9 protein-coding genes are annotated in these 15,698 nt (G+C 65.3%); 3 read left to right on the top strand and 6 right to left on the bottom strand.

Annotation, left to right across the window (positions count from 1 at the left end):
* Nucleotides 1–81: 81 nt before the first annotated feature.
* The gene (locus GGR71_RS08075) at nt 82–528 is read right to left on the bottom strand and encodes a pesticin immunity protein (RefSeq protein ID WP_160959061.1); all 447 of its coding nucleotides are present in this window, start codon (nt 526–528) and stop codon (nt 82–84) included.
* Between the two features lie 244 nt (nt 529–772).
* On the opposite strand from GGR71_RS08075, the gene GGR71_RS08070 reads away from it, so the two are divergent.
* The gene (locus GGR71_RS08070) at nt 773–1,480 is read left to right on the top strand and encodes a hypothetical protein (protein WP_237474311.1); all 708 of its coding nucleotides are present in this window, start codon (nt 773–775) and stop codon (nt 1,478–1,480) included.
* Nucleotides 1,481–1,563: 83 nt separating this feature from the next.
* Here the strand turns inward: GGR71_RS08070 and GGR71_RS08065 are convergent, their stop codons facing one another.
* Both GGR71_RS08065 and GGR71_RS08060 read right to left on the bottom strand, forming a co-directional pair.
* Nucleotides 1,564–2,397, bottom strand: coding sequence for a CDP-diacylglycerol diphosphatase (locus GGR71_RS08065; RefSeq protein WP_237474312.1), 834 nt, complete (start codon nt 2,395–2,397; stop codon nt 1,564–1,566).
* 120 nt (nt 2,398–2,517) lie between these two features.
* Entirely contained in the window at nt 2,518–7,884 is a 5,367-nt protein-coding gene (locus GGR71_RS08060) for an ESPR-type extended signal peptide-containing protein (RefSeq protein ID WP_184451795.1), read from the bottom strand.
* A gap of 188 nt (nt 7,885–8,072) precedes the next feature.
* Between GGR71_RS08060 and GGR71_RS08055 the strand changes: the two genes are divergently transcribed.
* A complete protein-coding gene (locus GGR71_RS08055) occupies nt 8,073–8,774 on the top strand; it encodes a response regulator transcription factor (protein ID WP_237474484.1) in 702 nt (233 codons plus the stop codon).
* Nucleotides 8,775–8,806: 32 nt separating this feature from the next.
* On the opposite strand, the gene GGR71_RS08050 is transcribed toward GGR71_RS08055, so the two are convergent.
* The gene (locus GGR71_RS08050) at nt 8,807–12,094 is read right to left on the bottom strand and encodes an ATP-binding protein (RefSeq protein WP_160962304.1); all 3,288 of its coding nucleotides are present in this window, start codon (nt 12,092–12,094) and stop codon (nt 8,807–8,809) included.
* Nucleotides 12,095–12,380: 286 nt separating this feature from the next.
* Here GGR71_RS08050 and GGR71_RS08045 point away from each other — a divergent pair, with 286 nt between their 5' ends.
* A complete protein-coding gene (locus GGR71_RS08045) occupies nt 12,381–13,646 on the top strand; it encodes an EAL domain-containing response regulator (RefSeq protein ID WP_160962302.1) in 1,266 nt (421 codons plus the stop codon).
* Nucleotides 13,647–13,932: 286 nt separating this feature from the next.
* Here GGR71_RS08045 and GGR71_RS08040 read toward each other — a convergent pair whose 3' ends face one another.
* Both GGR71_RS08040 and GGR71_RS08035 read right to left on the bottom strand, forming a co-directional pair.
* Nucleotides 13,933–14,370, bottom strand: a complete 438-nt coding sequence (locus tag GGR71_RS08040) for a hypothetical protein (RefSeq protein WP_160962300.1) — start codon at nt 14,368–14,370, stop codon at nt 13,933–13,935.
* A 469-nt stretch (nt 14,371–14,839) separates the two neighbouring features.
* On the bottom strand, nt 14,840–15,667 hold the full coding sequence (locus GGR71_RS08035; protein WP_160962298.1) for an amidohydrolase: 828 nt from the start codon (nt 15,665–15,667) through the stop codon (nt 14,840–14,842).
* Nucleotides 15,668–15,698: the final 31 nt, after the last annotated feature.

Here is a 15,698-nt window from a genome sequence, read left to right as displayed (position 1 = left end):
CAGCGGGACTGCAACTGGCCGCTGGACGCCAGCGTCCGCGCCATGTACGTGAGGCGGTCCGCATCGCGGCCGCCCGCTCGCTCACGCATCGACAGGATCGTTCCTGCAGTCCGCAAACCCCGCGGGGATCTGCCTGGCGGTCCAGTTGCCATGGGAGGATTTCGCGACGAGCAGCGCCGAGGTTGCGTTGTAGCTCGGGGCGCTCGTGTCGCCGGGCCGGGCCAGCCCGCTGTCATGAAAACACAGGCGCACCGACGTGGGATCGGCGGACAGCACCTCGAAGCGCATCACCCAGCCCTTGTCGGCCTGGAGCAGGCGGGCGCCATCGGCGGTTCTCGTGACGTCCACGAAGCCATAGTCCGCGAACGTCGTCTTTCCCGGCATGCGACGGGGACCGACCGAGTTGGGGAACGAGGCCAGGTCCAGGTGCTGGATGACCGCATCCGTGACGCCTGCCTCGTGCGAGGCGGCCAGGGACGACGCACTCATGCCAAGCGCGACAAGGCCAACCAGCATTCCGGCATTCATGAGGACGATCTCGCGCGCAGTGGGAGGATCGCGATGATATGCAGCGCCAAGGTCCGCGCTCAATGGCGATGACCGTGGCGGCTGGCGCCCAAGCGGCGCCGGATGCGTCTGCGCTGTTGAACGACATGCGTGTGGCGACACCAGCGCGCCCGGCCCCGGCCGTTCGCCCTGAGCGGACGAAGCCGATATCCTGGCGTATCCGGCCGCCGCTGCTGGCGGTCGCCCTCACCGACCAGGAATCCCGATGACACGGAAGATGAAGATCGCCCTGCCGCTGCTGATCGCCGGCGTGCTGAGCCTCGGCGCCTGCCAGAAGGCGCAGCAGAAGGCCCAGGAAGAGATCGCCGCGGCGCAGAACCCCTACCCGGCCAGTTCGCCGCTGCATGCGCCGTTCGATCGCATGCTGCGCAAGCTGGCCAACGATCCGCGCTACGTGGCGCTGCTCAAGCAGAGCGGCCCGCAGGCGCAGCAGGCCGGCTTCCAACTGGCGCAGAACGGCATCGCGCGCCTGGACCACGCCACGCTGGAACAGCGCCTGCAGATCCTGTCGCAGGTCAGCGACAAGGTCGACGTGCCGCAGTGCGCCGTGCTGGCCCGTGGCGGCAATCCCAACGATGCGCAAGCGCTGAGCGCGGCGATGCTGTCGGGACTGGAAAAGCTGCCGCAGGCGCAGATCGACCGCTGGTTCGATGTCTCGCTGAAGGCCACCGACGCGGAATTGAACAAGACCCCGGCGCAGCCGGTGACCCATGAGCAGATCCAGGCAGCGATGGGCACCCTGGTCAAGTCGCTGCCCGCCGACCAGCAGCAACGCCTGATGCGGGTGTTGCCGCAGATCGCCACGGCCAACGACGAGGATGCCTGCTGGACCGCACGCACGCTGTACCGCCAGGCACTGGCGACCCCGGAGCCGGTGCGCGGCCAGTTGGCCTGGGTGTTCGCGCAGCAGTGATCGCGTTTGTGGCGCAGCAGGCGGCCTTCCGGCTGCTGCGCTGCGACGGATGCGTGCCACGCTGCCGACATGGCGCCCTGTCGCTAAGGCGTGTCCGGCCACGCCACACGTCGGTGTTCACCTGGCCGCATCACGTTCGAGTACCAGGCCGCGGGAAAGCTGTGCGTGGCTGCGGTCGTGCAGTCGTCGTCCTGCAACACCCGCGCGGCGCCCAGGTTCGCACCTCGGCCCAACAACGTGCGCGGTAGCGCCAGCAGCACGAAACGGCCGTCTTGCAGCACGCTCAGGACCAGGCCGTAGCGCTCCAGGTTGCCGCGAGCACCGGGAAGCTCATCGGCCAGGCGCAGGAAAGGGCCGCGTTGCCTCAGTTCTTTCTCGCTCAGCGTGCGCAGATAGTAGTGACGGCCGTGTAGCCAATAACCGTTCCAATGCGTATTCCACCGCGAGCCTGCCACCGCCAGTTGCTCACGGATGTCCCCGCGCAGGCAGGCGATGCGCAGGTGCAACTGATTCTGTGAACGCACCGTCTGCGCATCCACCACGATGGCCACCGCGCTATCCGGAACCGGCGCACCCAGCAAATCGGAGAGCACGCCACGGGCCTGCCACGCCAACCAGAAATAATTCGGTGTGTCGTGCCGCTGCAACGCGGGGCTGGCGGCTCCCGTAATGCGGCGCGTCGGTACCAGCCAGGCATGGGCTCGACCGCGCTTGTCCTGCACAAGGGCATAGCCCTGCACAAGGTTCAAGGCCCGGCACGGCATCGGCGGCTGGGAGCGCGACGCATTGACCTCGCAGTGTCGATGGACAAGATGCCACAAGGCAGTAGCGTGATGGCGATACATCACCAGGATGGCCGCCAGCCACATCAATGCGAACGCCACGATGCCGAAGGCACGGTATCCGGAACTGTTCATCTTCGACCTTACTCTCCCGGCCGCGTCCGCAGCCGACAACAAAAAAGCGCGCCCTTGGACGCGCTTGTGAAAGGGAGGCGCCGGCCAGCGACAAATGCCGCCGACCGGTGCCAGTACGGCTTACCAGACCATCCCCGCGCCCACCGCGACGCCGGCGTCGCCACGCGTGGTGGCACTGGCATTGACCTTGAACAGATAACGGCCGCTTTCGCTGATCGTCGACACGCCTAGAGCGATCGCCTGTTCGCCGCGGAAGGAGCTCAACGACACGCCAGCCGCACTCTGATCGGGCTGGTAGGCCTGCGGCAGGCTGGACATCGCCATCGCTGCCGCAACGCCCGCACTGGCGCGGCGATCCATCTGACCCACACGGCTATCGGTGTAGTTGCGCGACCAGTCCGCCACACCGTTCAAGCCATCGTTCAATTGCCCGAGGTTGACCGCGTCGGTGCGTTCCGTGCCCGCGGCGACATTGGTGATCTGGCGCTGGTTGCTCGCCGAACCGACCGAGACGCTGTTGGCACGGTCGGCGACCGAACCCTGACCCAAGGCCACGCTATTGGACTCGGTGGCCTTGGCGCCCTTGCCCACGGCCACGCTGCCGACACCGGACGCGACCGCATCTGCGCCCACCGCGGTCGCGTTCATGCCACTGGCCAGGGTGTTGTTGCCCACTGCCGTGGTGCTGGTATTGCTGGCCGACGCCGTCGGTCCGACTGCCACCGACGTGCCGTTGTTGCTGACGACCACCGGAACCGCCGGCGTGATCTGCGAGGCGCCGGACGTATCCCCGGAAACGTTGCCATTGCCGTTGCCATTGCCGTTGCTGCTGGGGCTGGGCGTTCCATGAATACCGCCGCTGACCGTCTGCTCCAACGTGGTCAGCGAGCTCTGCAGCGTGGAGATCGAGCCAGAGTTCTCCTGCACCTTCTGGTTGGTGGCGTGCAGCTGCGAGCCGTTCACCGCATCGGTACTGGTGGCGCTCAGACGGCCGGCAGCCACGTTCTGGATCTGCCGCTCCGCTCCCACCGCGCCGACGCTGAACGCACCGGCCGGCGTGCTGCCCGCGAAGGTATAGCTGGAGCCACCGAGCGTGGTGGACTCAACCGCTGTCGTCGCAGCGGTGCGCGTCCCCGCACCGATCGCCACGTCCTTCGCATTGCCAGCCACCGCGTCCGGCCCGATCGCGACACTATCGGTGCCGCTGGCGACGCTGTCGTCCCCGCTCGAGTTGACGCGCATGTACTTCACGCCGTCGCCGCCCTGAATGCCCTTCACCGCATCGTCGAGCTTGGTCAATTCGGTGTTGGTCGCGTGCAACTGCGAACCGTTGACCGCGTCGGTGCTGGTCTCGGACAGACGGCCTGCTGCGACGTTGGTGACAGTGCGCTCGCTGCCTTCGCTGCCGACACTGACGGTGCTGGTCGGCGCAGTACCGGCGAAGGAATAGCTGCGCCCATTCAACATGACGCCTTGGGTGGCGACAGCCGAACTGGTGGTGCTGCCGCTACCCAGGGCGACATCGCCGCTATAGCTGGCCACCGAGTCTCTGCCGATGGCAATCGCGTTCTTGGCCTCGGCGTTCGCGGTCTGGCCGATCGCGATCGAGGCCGCGCCACTGGCTTTCGCGGACGCACCCTGGGCAACGCTGTAGCCGCCAGACGCTGATGCATCGCTACCCTGCGCCACCGCCTGCAGACCCGACGCGGCGGCATTGTTGCCCTGCGCCACCGACTTGCCGCCGAGCGCACTGGCGCCATTGCCGATGGCCATCGCGCCGTCCCCGGCCGCATTGGCGGCCACGCCGATGGCGGTGCTGTCGGTGCCAGTCGCCACGCTGTCGGCACCGGTGGAGTTGGTGTTGATGTACTTCACGCCCTTGCCGTCCTTCAACTTCTCCACGACCTTGTTGATCTCGGTCACCTTGCCGCCGACCGAGGTCACTTCGGTGTTGGTCGCATACAGCTGCGAACCGTTCACCGCATCGGTGCTGGTCGCCGACACGCGGCCGGCCGCCACGTTGGTCACGGTGCGCTCGTTGCCGGCACTGCCTACGCTCACGGTGCTCACCGGCGCGGTGCCGGCGTAGGTGTAGGCGGTGTCGTTGATGGTGGCACCGGTGGTGGCCACCGCCGCGGCCGTGCTGCTGCCACTGCCCAACGCCACTGCGCCCGCCTGATCGGCCGCGGCGCCCGCGCCCAGCGCAAGGCTGTTGCCGCCAGTGGCCTTGGCCGCCTTGCCCAGCGCCACATCGTTGACGATGGTCGAGGCGTTGTCCGGCTTGTCGGTGGTATTGGCTTGGCCGGCGACCGCACTGTCGCCCAGCGCCAGGGCGCTCTTGCCGTAGGCCGTCGCAGACACACCCACCGCCGTGCTGTCCGTTCCGCTGGCCACGCTGTCGGCACCGGTGGAGTTGGTGTTGACGTACTTCACGCCCTTGCCGTCCTTCAGCTTCTCCACGACCTTGTTGATCTCGGTCACCTTGCCGCCGACCGAGGTCACTTCGGTGTTGGTCGCATACAGCTGCGAACCGTTCACCGCATCGGTGCTGGTCGCCGACACGCGGCCGGCCGCCACGTTGGTCACGGTGCGCTCGTTGCCGGCGCTGCCCACGCTCACGGTGCTCACCGGCGCGGTGCCGGCGTAGGTGTAGGCGGTGTCGTTGATGGTGGCACCGGTGGTGGCCACCGCCGCGGCCGTGCTGCTGCCGCTGCCCAACGCCACTGCGCCCGCCTGATCGGCCGCGGCGCCCGCGCCCAGCGCAAGGCTGTTGCCGCCAGTGGCCTTGGCCGCCTTGCCCAGCGCCACATCGTTGACGATGGTCGAGGCGTTGTCCGGCTTGTCGGTGGTATTGGCCTGGCCGGCGACCGCACTGTCGCCCAGCGCCAGGGCACTCTTGCCGTAGGCCGTCGCAGACACGCCCACCGCCGTGCTGTCCGTTCCGCTGGCCACGCTGTCGGCACCGGTGGAGTTGGTGTTGACGTACTTCACACCCTTGCCGTCCTTCAGCTTCTCCACGACCTTGTTGATCTCGGTCACCTTGCCGCCGACCGAGGTCACTTCGGTGTTGGTCGCGTACAGCTGCGAACCGTTCACCGCATCGGTGCTGGTCGCCGACACACGGCCGGCCGCCACGTTGGTCACGGTGCGTTCGTTGCCGGCGCTGCCCACGCTCACGGTGCTCACCGGCGCGGTGCCGGCGTAGGTGTAGGCGGTGTCGTTGATGGTGGCACCAGTGGTGGCCACCGCCGCGGCCGTGCTGCTGCCGCTGCCCAGCGCCACTGCACCCGCCTGATCGGCCGCGGCGCCCGCGCCCAGCGCAAGGCTGTTGCCGCCGGTGGCCTTGGCCGCCTTGCCCAGCGCCACATCGTTGACGATGGTCGAGGCGTTGTCCGGCTTGTCGGTGGTATTGGCCTGGCCGGCGACCGCACTGTCGCCCAGCGCCAGGGCGCTCTTGCCGTAGGCCGTCGCAGACACGCCCACCGCCGTGCTGTCCGTTCCGCTGGCCACGCTGTCGGCACCGGTGGAGTTGGTGTTGACGTACTTCACACCCTTGCCGTCCTTCAGCTTCTCCACGACCTTGTTGATCTCGGTCACCTTGCCGCCGACCGAGGTCACCTCGGTGTTGGTCGCATACAGCTGCGAACCGTTCACCGCATCGGTGCTGGTCGCCGACACACGGCCGGCCGCCACGTTGGTCACGGTGCGCTCGTTGCCCGTTGCGCCCACGCTCAGCGTGCTGCCCGGCGCGCTACCGGCATAGCTGTAGGTGGTGTCGTTGATCTTGCCGCCGCTGGTCGCCACCGCCGCCTGCACCTTGCTGTTGTTGCCCAGCGCCACCGATCCGGCCTGGTCGGCCGTCGCGCTGGAACCAATGGCGACACTGTAGTTGCCACTTGCTACCGCACTCACACCCTGCGCAAATGCACTAGTACCGGATGCCGTAGCCAGCGAACCCAGCGCCACGGCCGCTTGGCCGCTGCTGTTGGCCCCATTGCCCATGGAGATCGCATCTTGGCCGGAGGCCTTGTTGCTGGCATTCCAGCCGGAGCGGCTGCCGATCGCAATGGCGCCGACGCCACTGGCCTCAACCGAATCGCCGACGGCAATCGCGCCTTGCGCCTTCGCATTGGCATTGCTGCCGAGCGCGGTCGCCGACTGCGCCGACGCCGAAGCGCCGTAGCCTGTCGCCGTCGCGTAATCGCCAGACGCCAGCGACGCCTTGCCTACCGCGACCGACGAAGAGCCTGAAGCCGAGGCATTGTTGCCGAGCGCAGTGGAATACATCCCCGAAGCGGTCGCCCAAGGGCCGAACACCGACGACGCATAGCCGCTCGCCTTGGCACCGGAACCCACCGCAGTGGCAATTTCGGCCGATGCCTGCGACGCCTTGCCTACCGCCACCGACGAAGAGCCTGAAGCCGAGGCATTGTTGCCGAGCGCAGTGGAATACATCCCCGAAGCGGTCGCCCAAGGCCCGAACACCGACGACGCATAGCCGCTCGCGTTGGCACCGGAACCCACCGCAGTGGCAATTTCGGCCGATGCCTGCGACGCCTTGCCTACCGCCACCGATGAACTGCTTGAAGCCGACGCCTTCGAGCCTTGCGCGACTGCACCGTTACCGGAGGCCTTGGCACCGCTGCCCATGGCCACACTCTCGATGCCGCTGGCGACACTGGAGGTTCCCAGCGCGATCGCATCGGTGGACGACGCTTCGTTCTGGCCGCCCAACGCCAACGCACCTTGCCCCGAAGCCTGGGCGCCCTTGCCCTGCGCAATGGCACCGGCCCCAGAGGCCAGCGCGCCGTTGCCTACCGCGATCGAACTGGCGCCGCCTGCATTGGTGCTGCCCATGCCGATGGCGATGCCATCGGATCCGCTCGCGGCACCCGAACCCTGCGTACTGTTGACGGAGAAGTACGGCACCTTGACATCGCCGGTCAAGGTCAGGTTCTTGATCGTCGCGTTGGTGATCGTTGCATTGCTCAGATAGGCGGCGGTGTTGACGTAGAACTTGCCGCCGACCGTCATGTTGACGACACTGGAATTGTCGTTGTTCGCCCAGGCCAGAATACGGTTCTGCTGTGTCGCGGCATCGGCAGGAGAGCAGATATTTGCGATTCCGTTCCTTGCAAAATAACTATAGTCTTTACCGCCAGTAATTCCATTTCCATCAAACGCGGCATACGGCAGATTATTTTGCTGCCACACCCCGCCGCAGGCGGGACTAGAGCCTTGTGAGCCATACCCGAAGGTTTGCAGGATTCCTGTGTTGAATTCATGTGCCACATCTGCCTGGGATTGCGCATAAGCGCTGCCTGGCATTCCCATAAATGCACCAAGCAGAGCCAGCCCTGTGCTGGGGAGAGATGCCAGCCTGAGAAGGCCGCGGCTCGCGCCCTTCCCCTTGGCGGTGGCCAATTCGGAAACCACGACCCACGCCCCCATTGCGCGGTTCCACACGATCTTGAATGCCTTGTTCATTTCCATGCTCCCGTTGAAGATTGCATGGAAATGTAGATTTGCCTCGATATAACGACGATGGGGACGCACCCAATCAGGGCATGGGCGAACGCCTAAAATTCGTGAAGCGCACTACAGTTCCAGTCTAGAAAATGCACCATGTATCATCTCCTGGCATCCCCAGCGCTGAGCAACGGCGACCCTGCCGTATGCTTTTCTGGAAGCATGCGAGCGGCCACCTCCCACAGGATCAAACGATGGACAGGATCAGAGTCGGCATCGCCGACGACCACCCGATCGTGCTGCTCGGTGTGACCAGCGTGCTGAAAGACAATCCGGGTATCGAGGTCGTGTTCAGTTGCGACGCCATCGACCAGTTGCTGCGCGCACTCGCCGAGCAGCCGGTGGATGTCCTGTTGTGCGACTACGAATTCGAAAGCGATCCGCAGGCCGACGGACTGCATCTGCTGCAGCGATTGCGCCGGCTTGCCCCCGAGATGCGGCTCCTGGTGCTCAGCGCACACACCGCGCCCTCGATCGTCTCGGCCGTGCTGCAACTCGGCGCTTCCGGCTTCATCGGCAAGAGCCGTGCCGATTTCGGCAATCTGGCCGCGGCGGTGCATGACGTCGCCGCCGGCCGCCTCTATGTGCCTGGCTCGCTGTCGGCAGCGCTGCTGAGCACGCGCTACCGCAAGAGCGGCGCTATCGGGGTGGACGCGCTCTCCACAAAAGAAGCGGCAGTGGCGCGAATGACCGCCGATGGCCTGTCGTTGAGCGAAATCGCCGACAGGCTCAAGCGCAGTCCCAAGACCATCAGCAACCAGAAGATCGCGGCGATGAAGAAGCTCGGCGCCAAGAACGACGTCGAACTGGCTGCATTGCTGCGCGAACTCGACGACCACGGCGCTTAGCCGGCATCAGGCCGGCCGCACCGCTGGCCGTTTCAACCCAGTGATGCCTGCACGTGCAGCAACAACTGGCGGCAACGTTCGGCCAGCATCGTCCATTCCGCGCTCGGGTAAAGCTGTTGCAAGGCTTGCAGTTCCGCCACGAGATCGTCCGCGCCCAGCGCCATCAAGGCACCCTGCAAGCGGTGCACGCGCCGACGCAGCGACTCCAGATCCTGCACGGCCAATGCCTGTTCGATCAATTGCCGCTCCGACTCCCATTCGGACCGAAACGCCTGCCACAGCAAGGCGTCCAGTTCGTCAGAGCGCGGCTCCTGGGCGGCGGTTGGACCGGTGGAGGCGCTGCGCGCGAGAATGGCATTCCTCAAGACACGGCGCAGGTCGCTCAACAGCACCGGTTTTTGCAGAAGATCGGAAAATTGCTCGGCGTCGGCGCTGATCTCCGCCGCAGCCGAGGCGGAAGTCGCCACGACCCTCGCGTTCGGATCGAATTCACGCAACTTGCGCAGCAGACCAACGCCGTCCAGGTGCGGCATGCCCAGATCGGTGATGACCAGATCCGCGTGGTGCTCGAGCCACAGTTTCAGTGCCTCCATTCCATCGACGGCGACCCGTACACGGCGGCACCCCAAGGCCGCGAGCTGATGCTTGATCAGTGTCCGGTTCACCGCATCGTCTTCGGCCACCAGGATGTCAAGATCCTGCTCGATGGTCTCCACCGCATCGCCCCGATCGCGCCGTTCGGCGTGATGCGGCGTGGTGCCGGTCAAGAGGGTCATGGCATCCAGCAATCCTTCGTAGCTCAGTGAACTGACGTCGACCTGCTTTTCGTGGCGATGCGGCGTCAACGGCCCCTTGGCGGTCACGAACACCGTCCCCAGCGTCGGCACCGCACTCAGATCCGCCGCATCCCATGCCCGGCCATCGGCCTCCACGAGCACCCGAATGTGCAACGCCGCGGGCTGTGCGGCCGCGACGTGCAGGGTCGCGCCCCAGCGGCGCAACCGCTCGGCCAGCATGCTCCGCCATAGGGGCTGCGGGCAAACCAGATCCACCGAAACGCCCTCCAGCGGACGTGGGTCGGCGGGAAGCGCGCGTACGTTGCGTTTGAACGGCAGGTCGACCCGGAACACGCTGCCTTTCCCCGGTTCGCTGCTGACACTGATGCGCCCGCCCATCAGCCGCGAAAGATTGCGGCACAGAAACAAGCCCAGGCCGGTACCGCCGAAGCGGCGACTGATGCTGTCATCGGCTTGTGCCAGCGGGTTGAAGATCGCCGACTGCATCGAGGCGGGAATGCCAATGCCGGTATCTGCGACCTCGAAACGCGCCCATACCGTATCGCCTTGCTGCCTGAGACAGCGCGAGGAGATCATGATCGAGCCACGCTCGGTGAATTTGACCGCATTGCCGAGCAAGTTCTGCAGGATCTGCGCCAAGCGCTGATCGTCGCCCTCCACGACCGCGTCCAGCTCCGGATCGGTCATGCAGTAGAACGCGACGCCGCCCTGCAGGATCGACGCGCCGAAACTGCGCGCGCAGCGCTCCGCCACTTCGTTGGGCGACATCGGCATCGGGTTGATCTTCAAGGCGTTAGCCTCGAGCTTGGTCGAGTCGAGCAGATCGTTGACAAGGTTCAACAAGGCATCGAACGAGCGCCGGATCATGTCCACCCACTCCACCTGCTCGAATCCCAGCGGACTGCGTGACAGCAGTTCAAGGTGGCCCATCGCACCATGCAACGGCGTACGGATCTCATGGCTGACGATTGCCAGAAACATCGACTTGGCCCGATTCGCTTCGTCGGCGGTTTGCTTGGCTTGTATCAACAGCATTTCGTTGGCTTTGCGCTCATTGATGTCGACCAGCCCCAACAGCATCACCGGGCGCCCGCCGAACCGCGTTTGCGAAGACGCCACGCCGATGTAGCTGCTCTGCCCCTCGGCGATGTCCCATTGCACCTCGATGAACGAGTGGTGCGTGCCCGGGACCGCCTCGGCAGTGCGCTCGCGCATGACATGGCGATAGAAGTCCGCGCTGCCGTGGCCGTTGCAGAGCATGCGCTTGGCCACGCCGTTCTCCAACACCACCGACTCGGTCTCCGGAGCGTAGATCCCAATGCCGACCGGCAAGGTGTCGATGATGGCCTTACTGAAGTGTTCGGCCTCGATCAACTTCTCGGCGCTGTTGAGCAGCGGCTTGGTCACCCGCAGATCGAAATAGACGGCAGTTGCCCACATCAGGCTCAATGCGAGCAGACATACCAGCGCGCCGGTCACGAACTCGTGCTGCAGATTGCCCAGCACGTCGCCCCAACTATAGGCATAAACCGCGATCCAGTCCGGCCCGCTGATGCGCTGGACCACGAGAAAGATACCGTTGCGGTACAGGGTGACGGGTTCACTGCCGACCTGATCGAACTGCACCGCATACGCGCGTACCTTGGCCAGCAAGCCGGCTTCGTCGGCATCGCGTGGTGGATCGCCAAGATTTTCGCTTCCGTCCTGGCTGAGCAGGAAGAACCCGGGCCGCCGGGTTTCCTTGCGCAGGAAAAAGCGCATGAACTGACGATCGGGCAGTGACAGCGCAATGGTAAATATGCGCCTGTCGTCATGAAACATCGGCACGATGAGCTGCGAGATGGACGCCTGACCGTCGCTCACGTCGGCTGGGCGCCACAACAGCCGGTCCTTGCGCAGTGTCTGCGGCGGAATGGCCGCGATTAGGTGCTCCACCCCGGCGATGCGCTTGCGGATGAAGTTTTCCACGCCATGATCACGCGCCGCGCGCAGTGCGGCCATCCCCATGACCGGAGAGGCGGCCATGAAACTGCCATCAGGCGTATACAGGAATCCCTGCAGGGTCACCCCGGTCTTCCTGGCATCGATCGACGGTGCAGCAGAGATGTCGCGCACCACGCGCAGCGCCGTCGCCAGCCGCTCGGTGTCGACGGAACCACTCAACGAACTGGCCAGCGTGAAAGGCGTGGCGGTCAAGTCGTCCTCGGTGACGGTGACGCCCTGCCCTTCGGCCAACTTGCGCGCGTAACGCTGCACTGGCACCACATCGTTCTGCCGCAGATTCCACACGCCCTCGTAGACGTCGGCGAATTGAATCAGCCGCGCAGAGAGCTCGTCCACCTGCGTCTGCACTTCCTCGCTGTTCTTGACGAACTGTGCGACCTGCTTGTCGCGGTACTGATCGAGGATGCCGCTGCAGAACAGCACGGCAGCGGTGACGATAGACAGCGAGAGCGCAGCCGCCGACCCGTAGAGGATGCGCCGATAGTATCGCCCCGTTCTGGCAAGTAGTTTTTGCGGCATCTCGGTTCTCGGCAAACGCGCTGCGACGCCGCAGGCAAGCGAATAGCCGCAGGATAGCCCAGCGCCAACACGCTCGCCAGCGGAGCAAAAAGCCGGCTTCTTCGCGCTTCTCCGCTCGCACTCGGGCACCGCCGCACGCTCAGACACGCGCGCATGCCTTTGGGCGACCGCCCATCATCGATTGGGGCATGCGCCATCGCCGCAGCCGCGATCGATCGCCAAGCTGATCGCATCGGCAACGGCGGGATTCAGGCATTGCCGCCCGCGTGCCATCGGTGAGGCCATCATGAACAACAGCGCACATATCCCATTCGTCAACATCCAGAACGCCTTGATCGCGTACGACAGCGAACTGCAAAGTTCTTACGTCGGCAAGCTGCTGCAGCGCTTGGGCGTGCCCAACATCCACAGCGCAATCGACAGCGACCAGCTGCTCGAGCACATGCGCGCCATGCCGATCGACCTGGTCGTGACGTCGGCACGCTTGCAGGGCGCATCATCCCTGCAACTGATCGACACCCTGGCCAATAGCCATTACCGCGGGCATGTCATCGTCGGCGGCGTGACGGACATGCGCATCCAGAGCGCCATCCACGAATATGCGCAACAACGCGATGGCGGGCTCATGCAGTTGATCTTCGCTGGAGAACCGCTGCGGCTGTTCGATTTCACCGACATGCTGTACCGCGCCACCACGCCGGCGACCATCGACACCGATGGCCAGCTGATCGAGGATCTGACCCAACGCATCACCGCCGACGATGTCTATGCCGCCTATCGCGCTGGAGAAATTTCGGCATTCCTGCAACCGAGCTATTGCCTCACCACCGGCGCCATGGTGGGCGCGGAAGCGTTGGTGCGATGGCAGCACCCGACGCTGGGGGTGCTCGGCCCGGCCCACTTCCTCTCCCTGCTCGAGGGAGGTGAGTGCGATTTGGGTGAGGAACTGATCGACCAATTGGTCGACACCGTTGCCAGCGTCAGCCGCTCGCTGAGCACACCAGCACCGCTGAAGCTGTCGATCAACGTGTCCGCCAACCGGCTCGTCTCGGCGAGTTGGGCTGACGGCATCGTCCAACGCTTGATTCATTCAGGCGGCGCCACCCGTCATTTCGCCATCGAGGTGACCGAGGACGGAATGGACAACCGGGATGGCAATATCGCAGGCGCAGTGGCCCACTGGCGGCTCAATGGCATCGATTGTGCGATCGACGACTTCGGCACCGGCGCCTCGTCGATCAATCGCCTGTGCATGGCGCCTTTCAACATCTTGAAGATTGATCGCCAGATGGTCTGGCGCTCGCGGCTGACCACACATGTCTTCGAAATGCTGGAAGGCATCGTCCATCTGGCGCACGGCCTAGGCATGCGCGTGATCGCCGAGGGCATCGAGACCGAAGAAGATCTGCTGCGCATGCGCAGCATCAAGTGCGACGTTGGGCAAGGCTACTATTTCAGCCGGCCATTGCCGGTAGCGGAATTCCTGGCCCTGACATCCTCGCAGAACGTGTTCGGACGTCGCATCCAACGCGCGCCCGTTGCAGCCGCCTGACGCTTTTCCTCTCCTCTCCGACCGCGCTTTACTCGGCCCGAGACCCACCCAGCTTCCTACCGCAGGCCCCCCCACATGTCGCGCAAAAACCTCCTGCTGCTCACTCTCGCCCTGGTCAACCTCGCATCGATCGTCCTCGCTGCCTAGGCGGCTGCATGCCCCGCCCGCCGTTGCGCAGGCGGGGCGATCGAAGCCAGGCTAAACCAGGCCCACGGCGCCTGTGTCCGAAGGGTTCGCGGCAGGTCCGCCCTGACCTGCTAGACGCTTTCAGGCCGAAAAGCAACGCTTACTTGCGGCGCTCGATCACGAAATTGCCGACATTGACGCCCAGATCGACGCCCTCGCCGGTACCCGCCAGGGCCAGCGAGATGTCGCCCTTGGTGACCACCTGCGCGGTACTGGACTTCACCACGCCGGCGTGCGCTTCGGCCGCGGCATAGGTGCCGAACAGGTCGTTGAGGCTGTAGGCGCCAGTGAAGGTGCCGCGGCCGCCGACGATCTTGGACTTGCCGAGGGTCAGGCCACCGCCCTTGCTACTGATCTTGACCGGGATCACCGCGCCGTCGTTGCAGGTGATGGTGCCGGTGCCCTTGGCGGTCTTGTAGAACACCGACCAGCCGGACAGGTTGAAAGAGAGCTTGCAATCGATGTTGCCGGCGGCCTGGGCCTGCGGCGCCAGGGCGGCCGCGCCCAGCAGTGCGAGCAGAGAAAGCGACTTGATCATGTGGGTATTCCGGGTGGGTGGACAAGGCGCGAGGGTAGCAATGGGGTTGTCGCGGCCGCGACAAGGTTGCGGAGGCGTCGCGCGCGCGTTCAGCAGGCATTTCCACTTGCGGCGGGCTGGTCCCTGCCTGGCCGGGCACATGCAGTACGCGACGCCGGCGCCAAGCATCGCTGAAACGCGTTTTCGGCGGCTTGGCCTGACTGCTCGTTGCGTTTGCAGGAGTCAACTGTCATGCAGCGGCGACGCGCAAAGCGGCGTGCTTTCCGATGGCGCAATGCGTCGGGACTGAAGTCCCTCCCACAGTGCACCCGCCAAGCTCGCCGCACGATCCTGTGGAAGGGCTCTTGTTCCCTTGTCGGAATCAACCGCGACAGGTGTTAACGGGAAAGCCCGTCGCGGCTGAAGCCGCTCTTACAAGGGGAGCCCTCCGGACACAGAGTGAGCCTTCTGGATTAATGGGAGGCGCGGGCTAGTCGTCCAGGCTGAAGGCGTCCGCATCGAGCATGGCCGGGAAACGCGCGCGATGCGCAGTCAGCGCAGCGGCGGAGATGGTGGTGGTGGCCACCTGTTCGCGCTCGTGGATCTCCAACTGCGGCTGGCCGAGGAAATCGATCACCGCGCTGTCGCCGGCATAGTGCAATTCGTTGCCGTCCACGCCGACCCGGTTGACCGCGGCCACGAAGCACAGGTTCTCGATCGCGCGCGCGCGCAGTAGCGTGCGCCAGGCGTAGGCGCGTGCCGAGGGCCAGTTGGCGACGAACAGTTGCAGGTCGAAGTCCAACTGGCCGGGGCGCTCGACGTCGTAGCGGTTGCGGCAGAACACCGGGAAGCGCAGGTCGTAGCAGATCTGCGGATTGATCCGCCAGCCCTTCCACTCCACGCACAGGCGTTCTCGCCCGGCGGCGTAGCGCAGGTGTTCGTTGCCGTAGCGGAACAGGTGGCGCTTGTCGTAGTGCTGCAGCGCGCCGTCCGGCGTGGCCCACAGCAGGCGGTTGAACACCTTGGCCTCGCCATCGGCGCCCGGCACGCGCAACTGCACGCTGCCGGTCACCGCCGCACCCAGCCGCGCTGCCTGCTCGCGGATCCACGCTACCGTCGGCCCGTCCATGTCCTCGGCCTGCGCCAGCGCGTCGTTGGAGAAACCGCTGGTGAAGGTCTCCGGCAGGATCACCAGGTCGGTGACGCCGGCCAGCGGCGCCAGCAGTTCGGCGTAGTGCGCGCGGTTGCCGGCCGGATCGTGCCAGCGGGTATCGCCCTGGACCAATGAGATCCTCAGATCCTGTGCCACCTGTGTCATCCCCAACGTACTCCGATGCAGATCGTGCCGA

This window comes from Xanthomonas sp. F1 (genome assembly GCF_014199855.1).
Note: the sequence above shows the minus strand (reverse complement) of the source record. Positions and strands in the feature narration are given on the sequence as shown.

Excerpts from the sequence above, each read along its gene's own strand:
- GGR71_RS08055 (WP_237474484.1), top strand. The coding sequence starts at position 8,073 with ATGCTTTTCTGGAAGCATGCGAGCGGCCACCTCCCACAGGATCAAACG.
- GGR71_RS08040 (WP_160962300.1), bottom strand. The coding sequence starts at position 14,370 with ATGATCAAGTCGCTTTCTCTGCTCGCACTGCTGGGCGCGGCCGCCCTG.
- GGR71_RS08065 (WP_237474312.1), bottom strand. The coding sequence starts at position 2,397 with ATGAACAGTTCCGGATACCGTGCCTTCGGCATCGTGGCGTTCGCATTG.
- GGR71_RS08035 (WP_160962298.1), bottom strand. The coding sequence starts at position 15,667 with ATGACACAGGTGGCACAGGATCTGAGGATCTCATTGGTCCAGGGCGAT.
- GGR71_RS08060 (WP_184451795.1), bottom strand. The coding sequence starts at position 7,884 with ATGAACAAGGCATTCAAGATCGTGTGGAACCGCGCAATGGGGGCGTGG.
- GGR71_RS08050 (WP_160962304.1), bottom strand. The coding sequence starts at position 12,094 with ATGCCGCAAAAACTACTTGCCAGAACGGGGCGATACTATCGGCGCATC.
- GGR71_RS08070 (WP_237474311.1), top strand. The coding sequence starts at position 773 with ATGACACGGAAGATGAAGATCGCCCTGCCGCTGCTGATCGCCGGCGTG.
- GGR71_RS08075 (WP_160959061.1), bottom strand. The coding sequence starts at position 528 with ATGAATGCCGGAATGCTGGTTGGCCTTGTCGCGCTTGGCATGAGTGCG.
- GGR71_RS08045 (WP_160962302.1), top strand. The coding sequence starts at position 12,381 with ATGAACAACAGCGCACATATCCCATTCGTCAACATCCAGAACGCCTTG.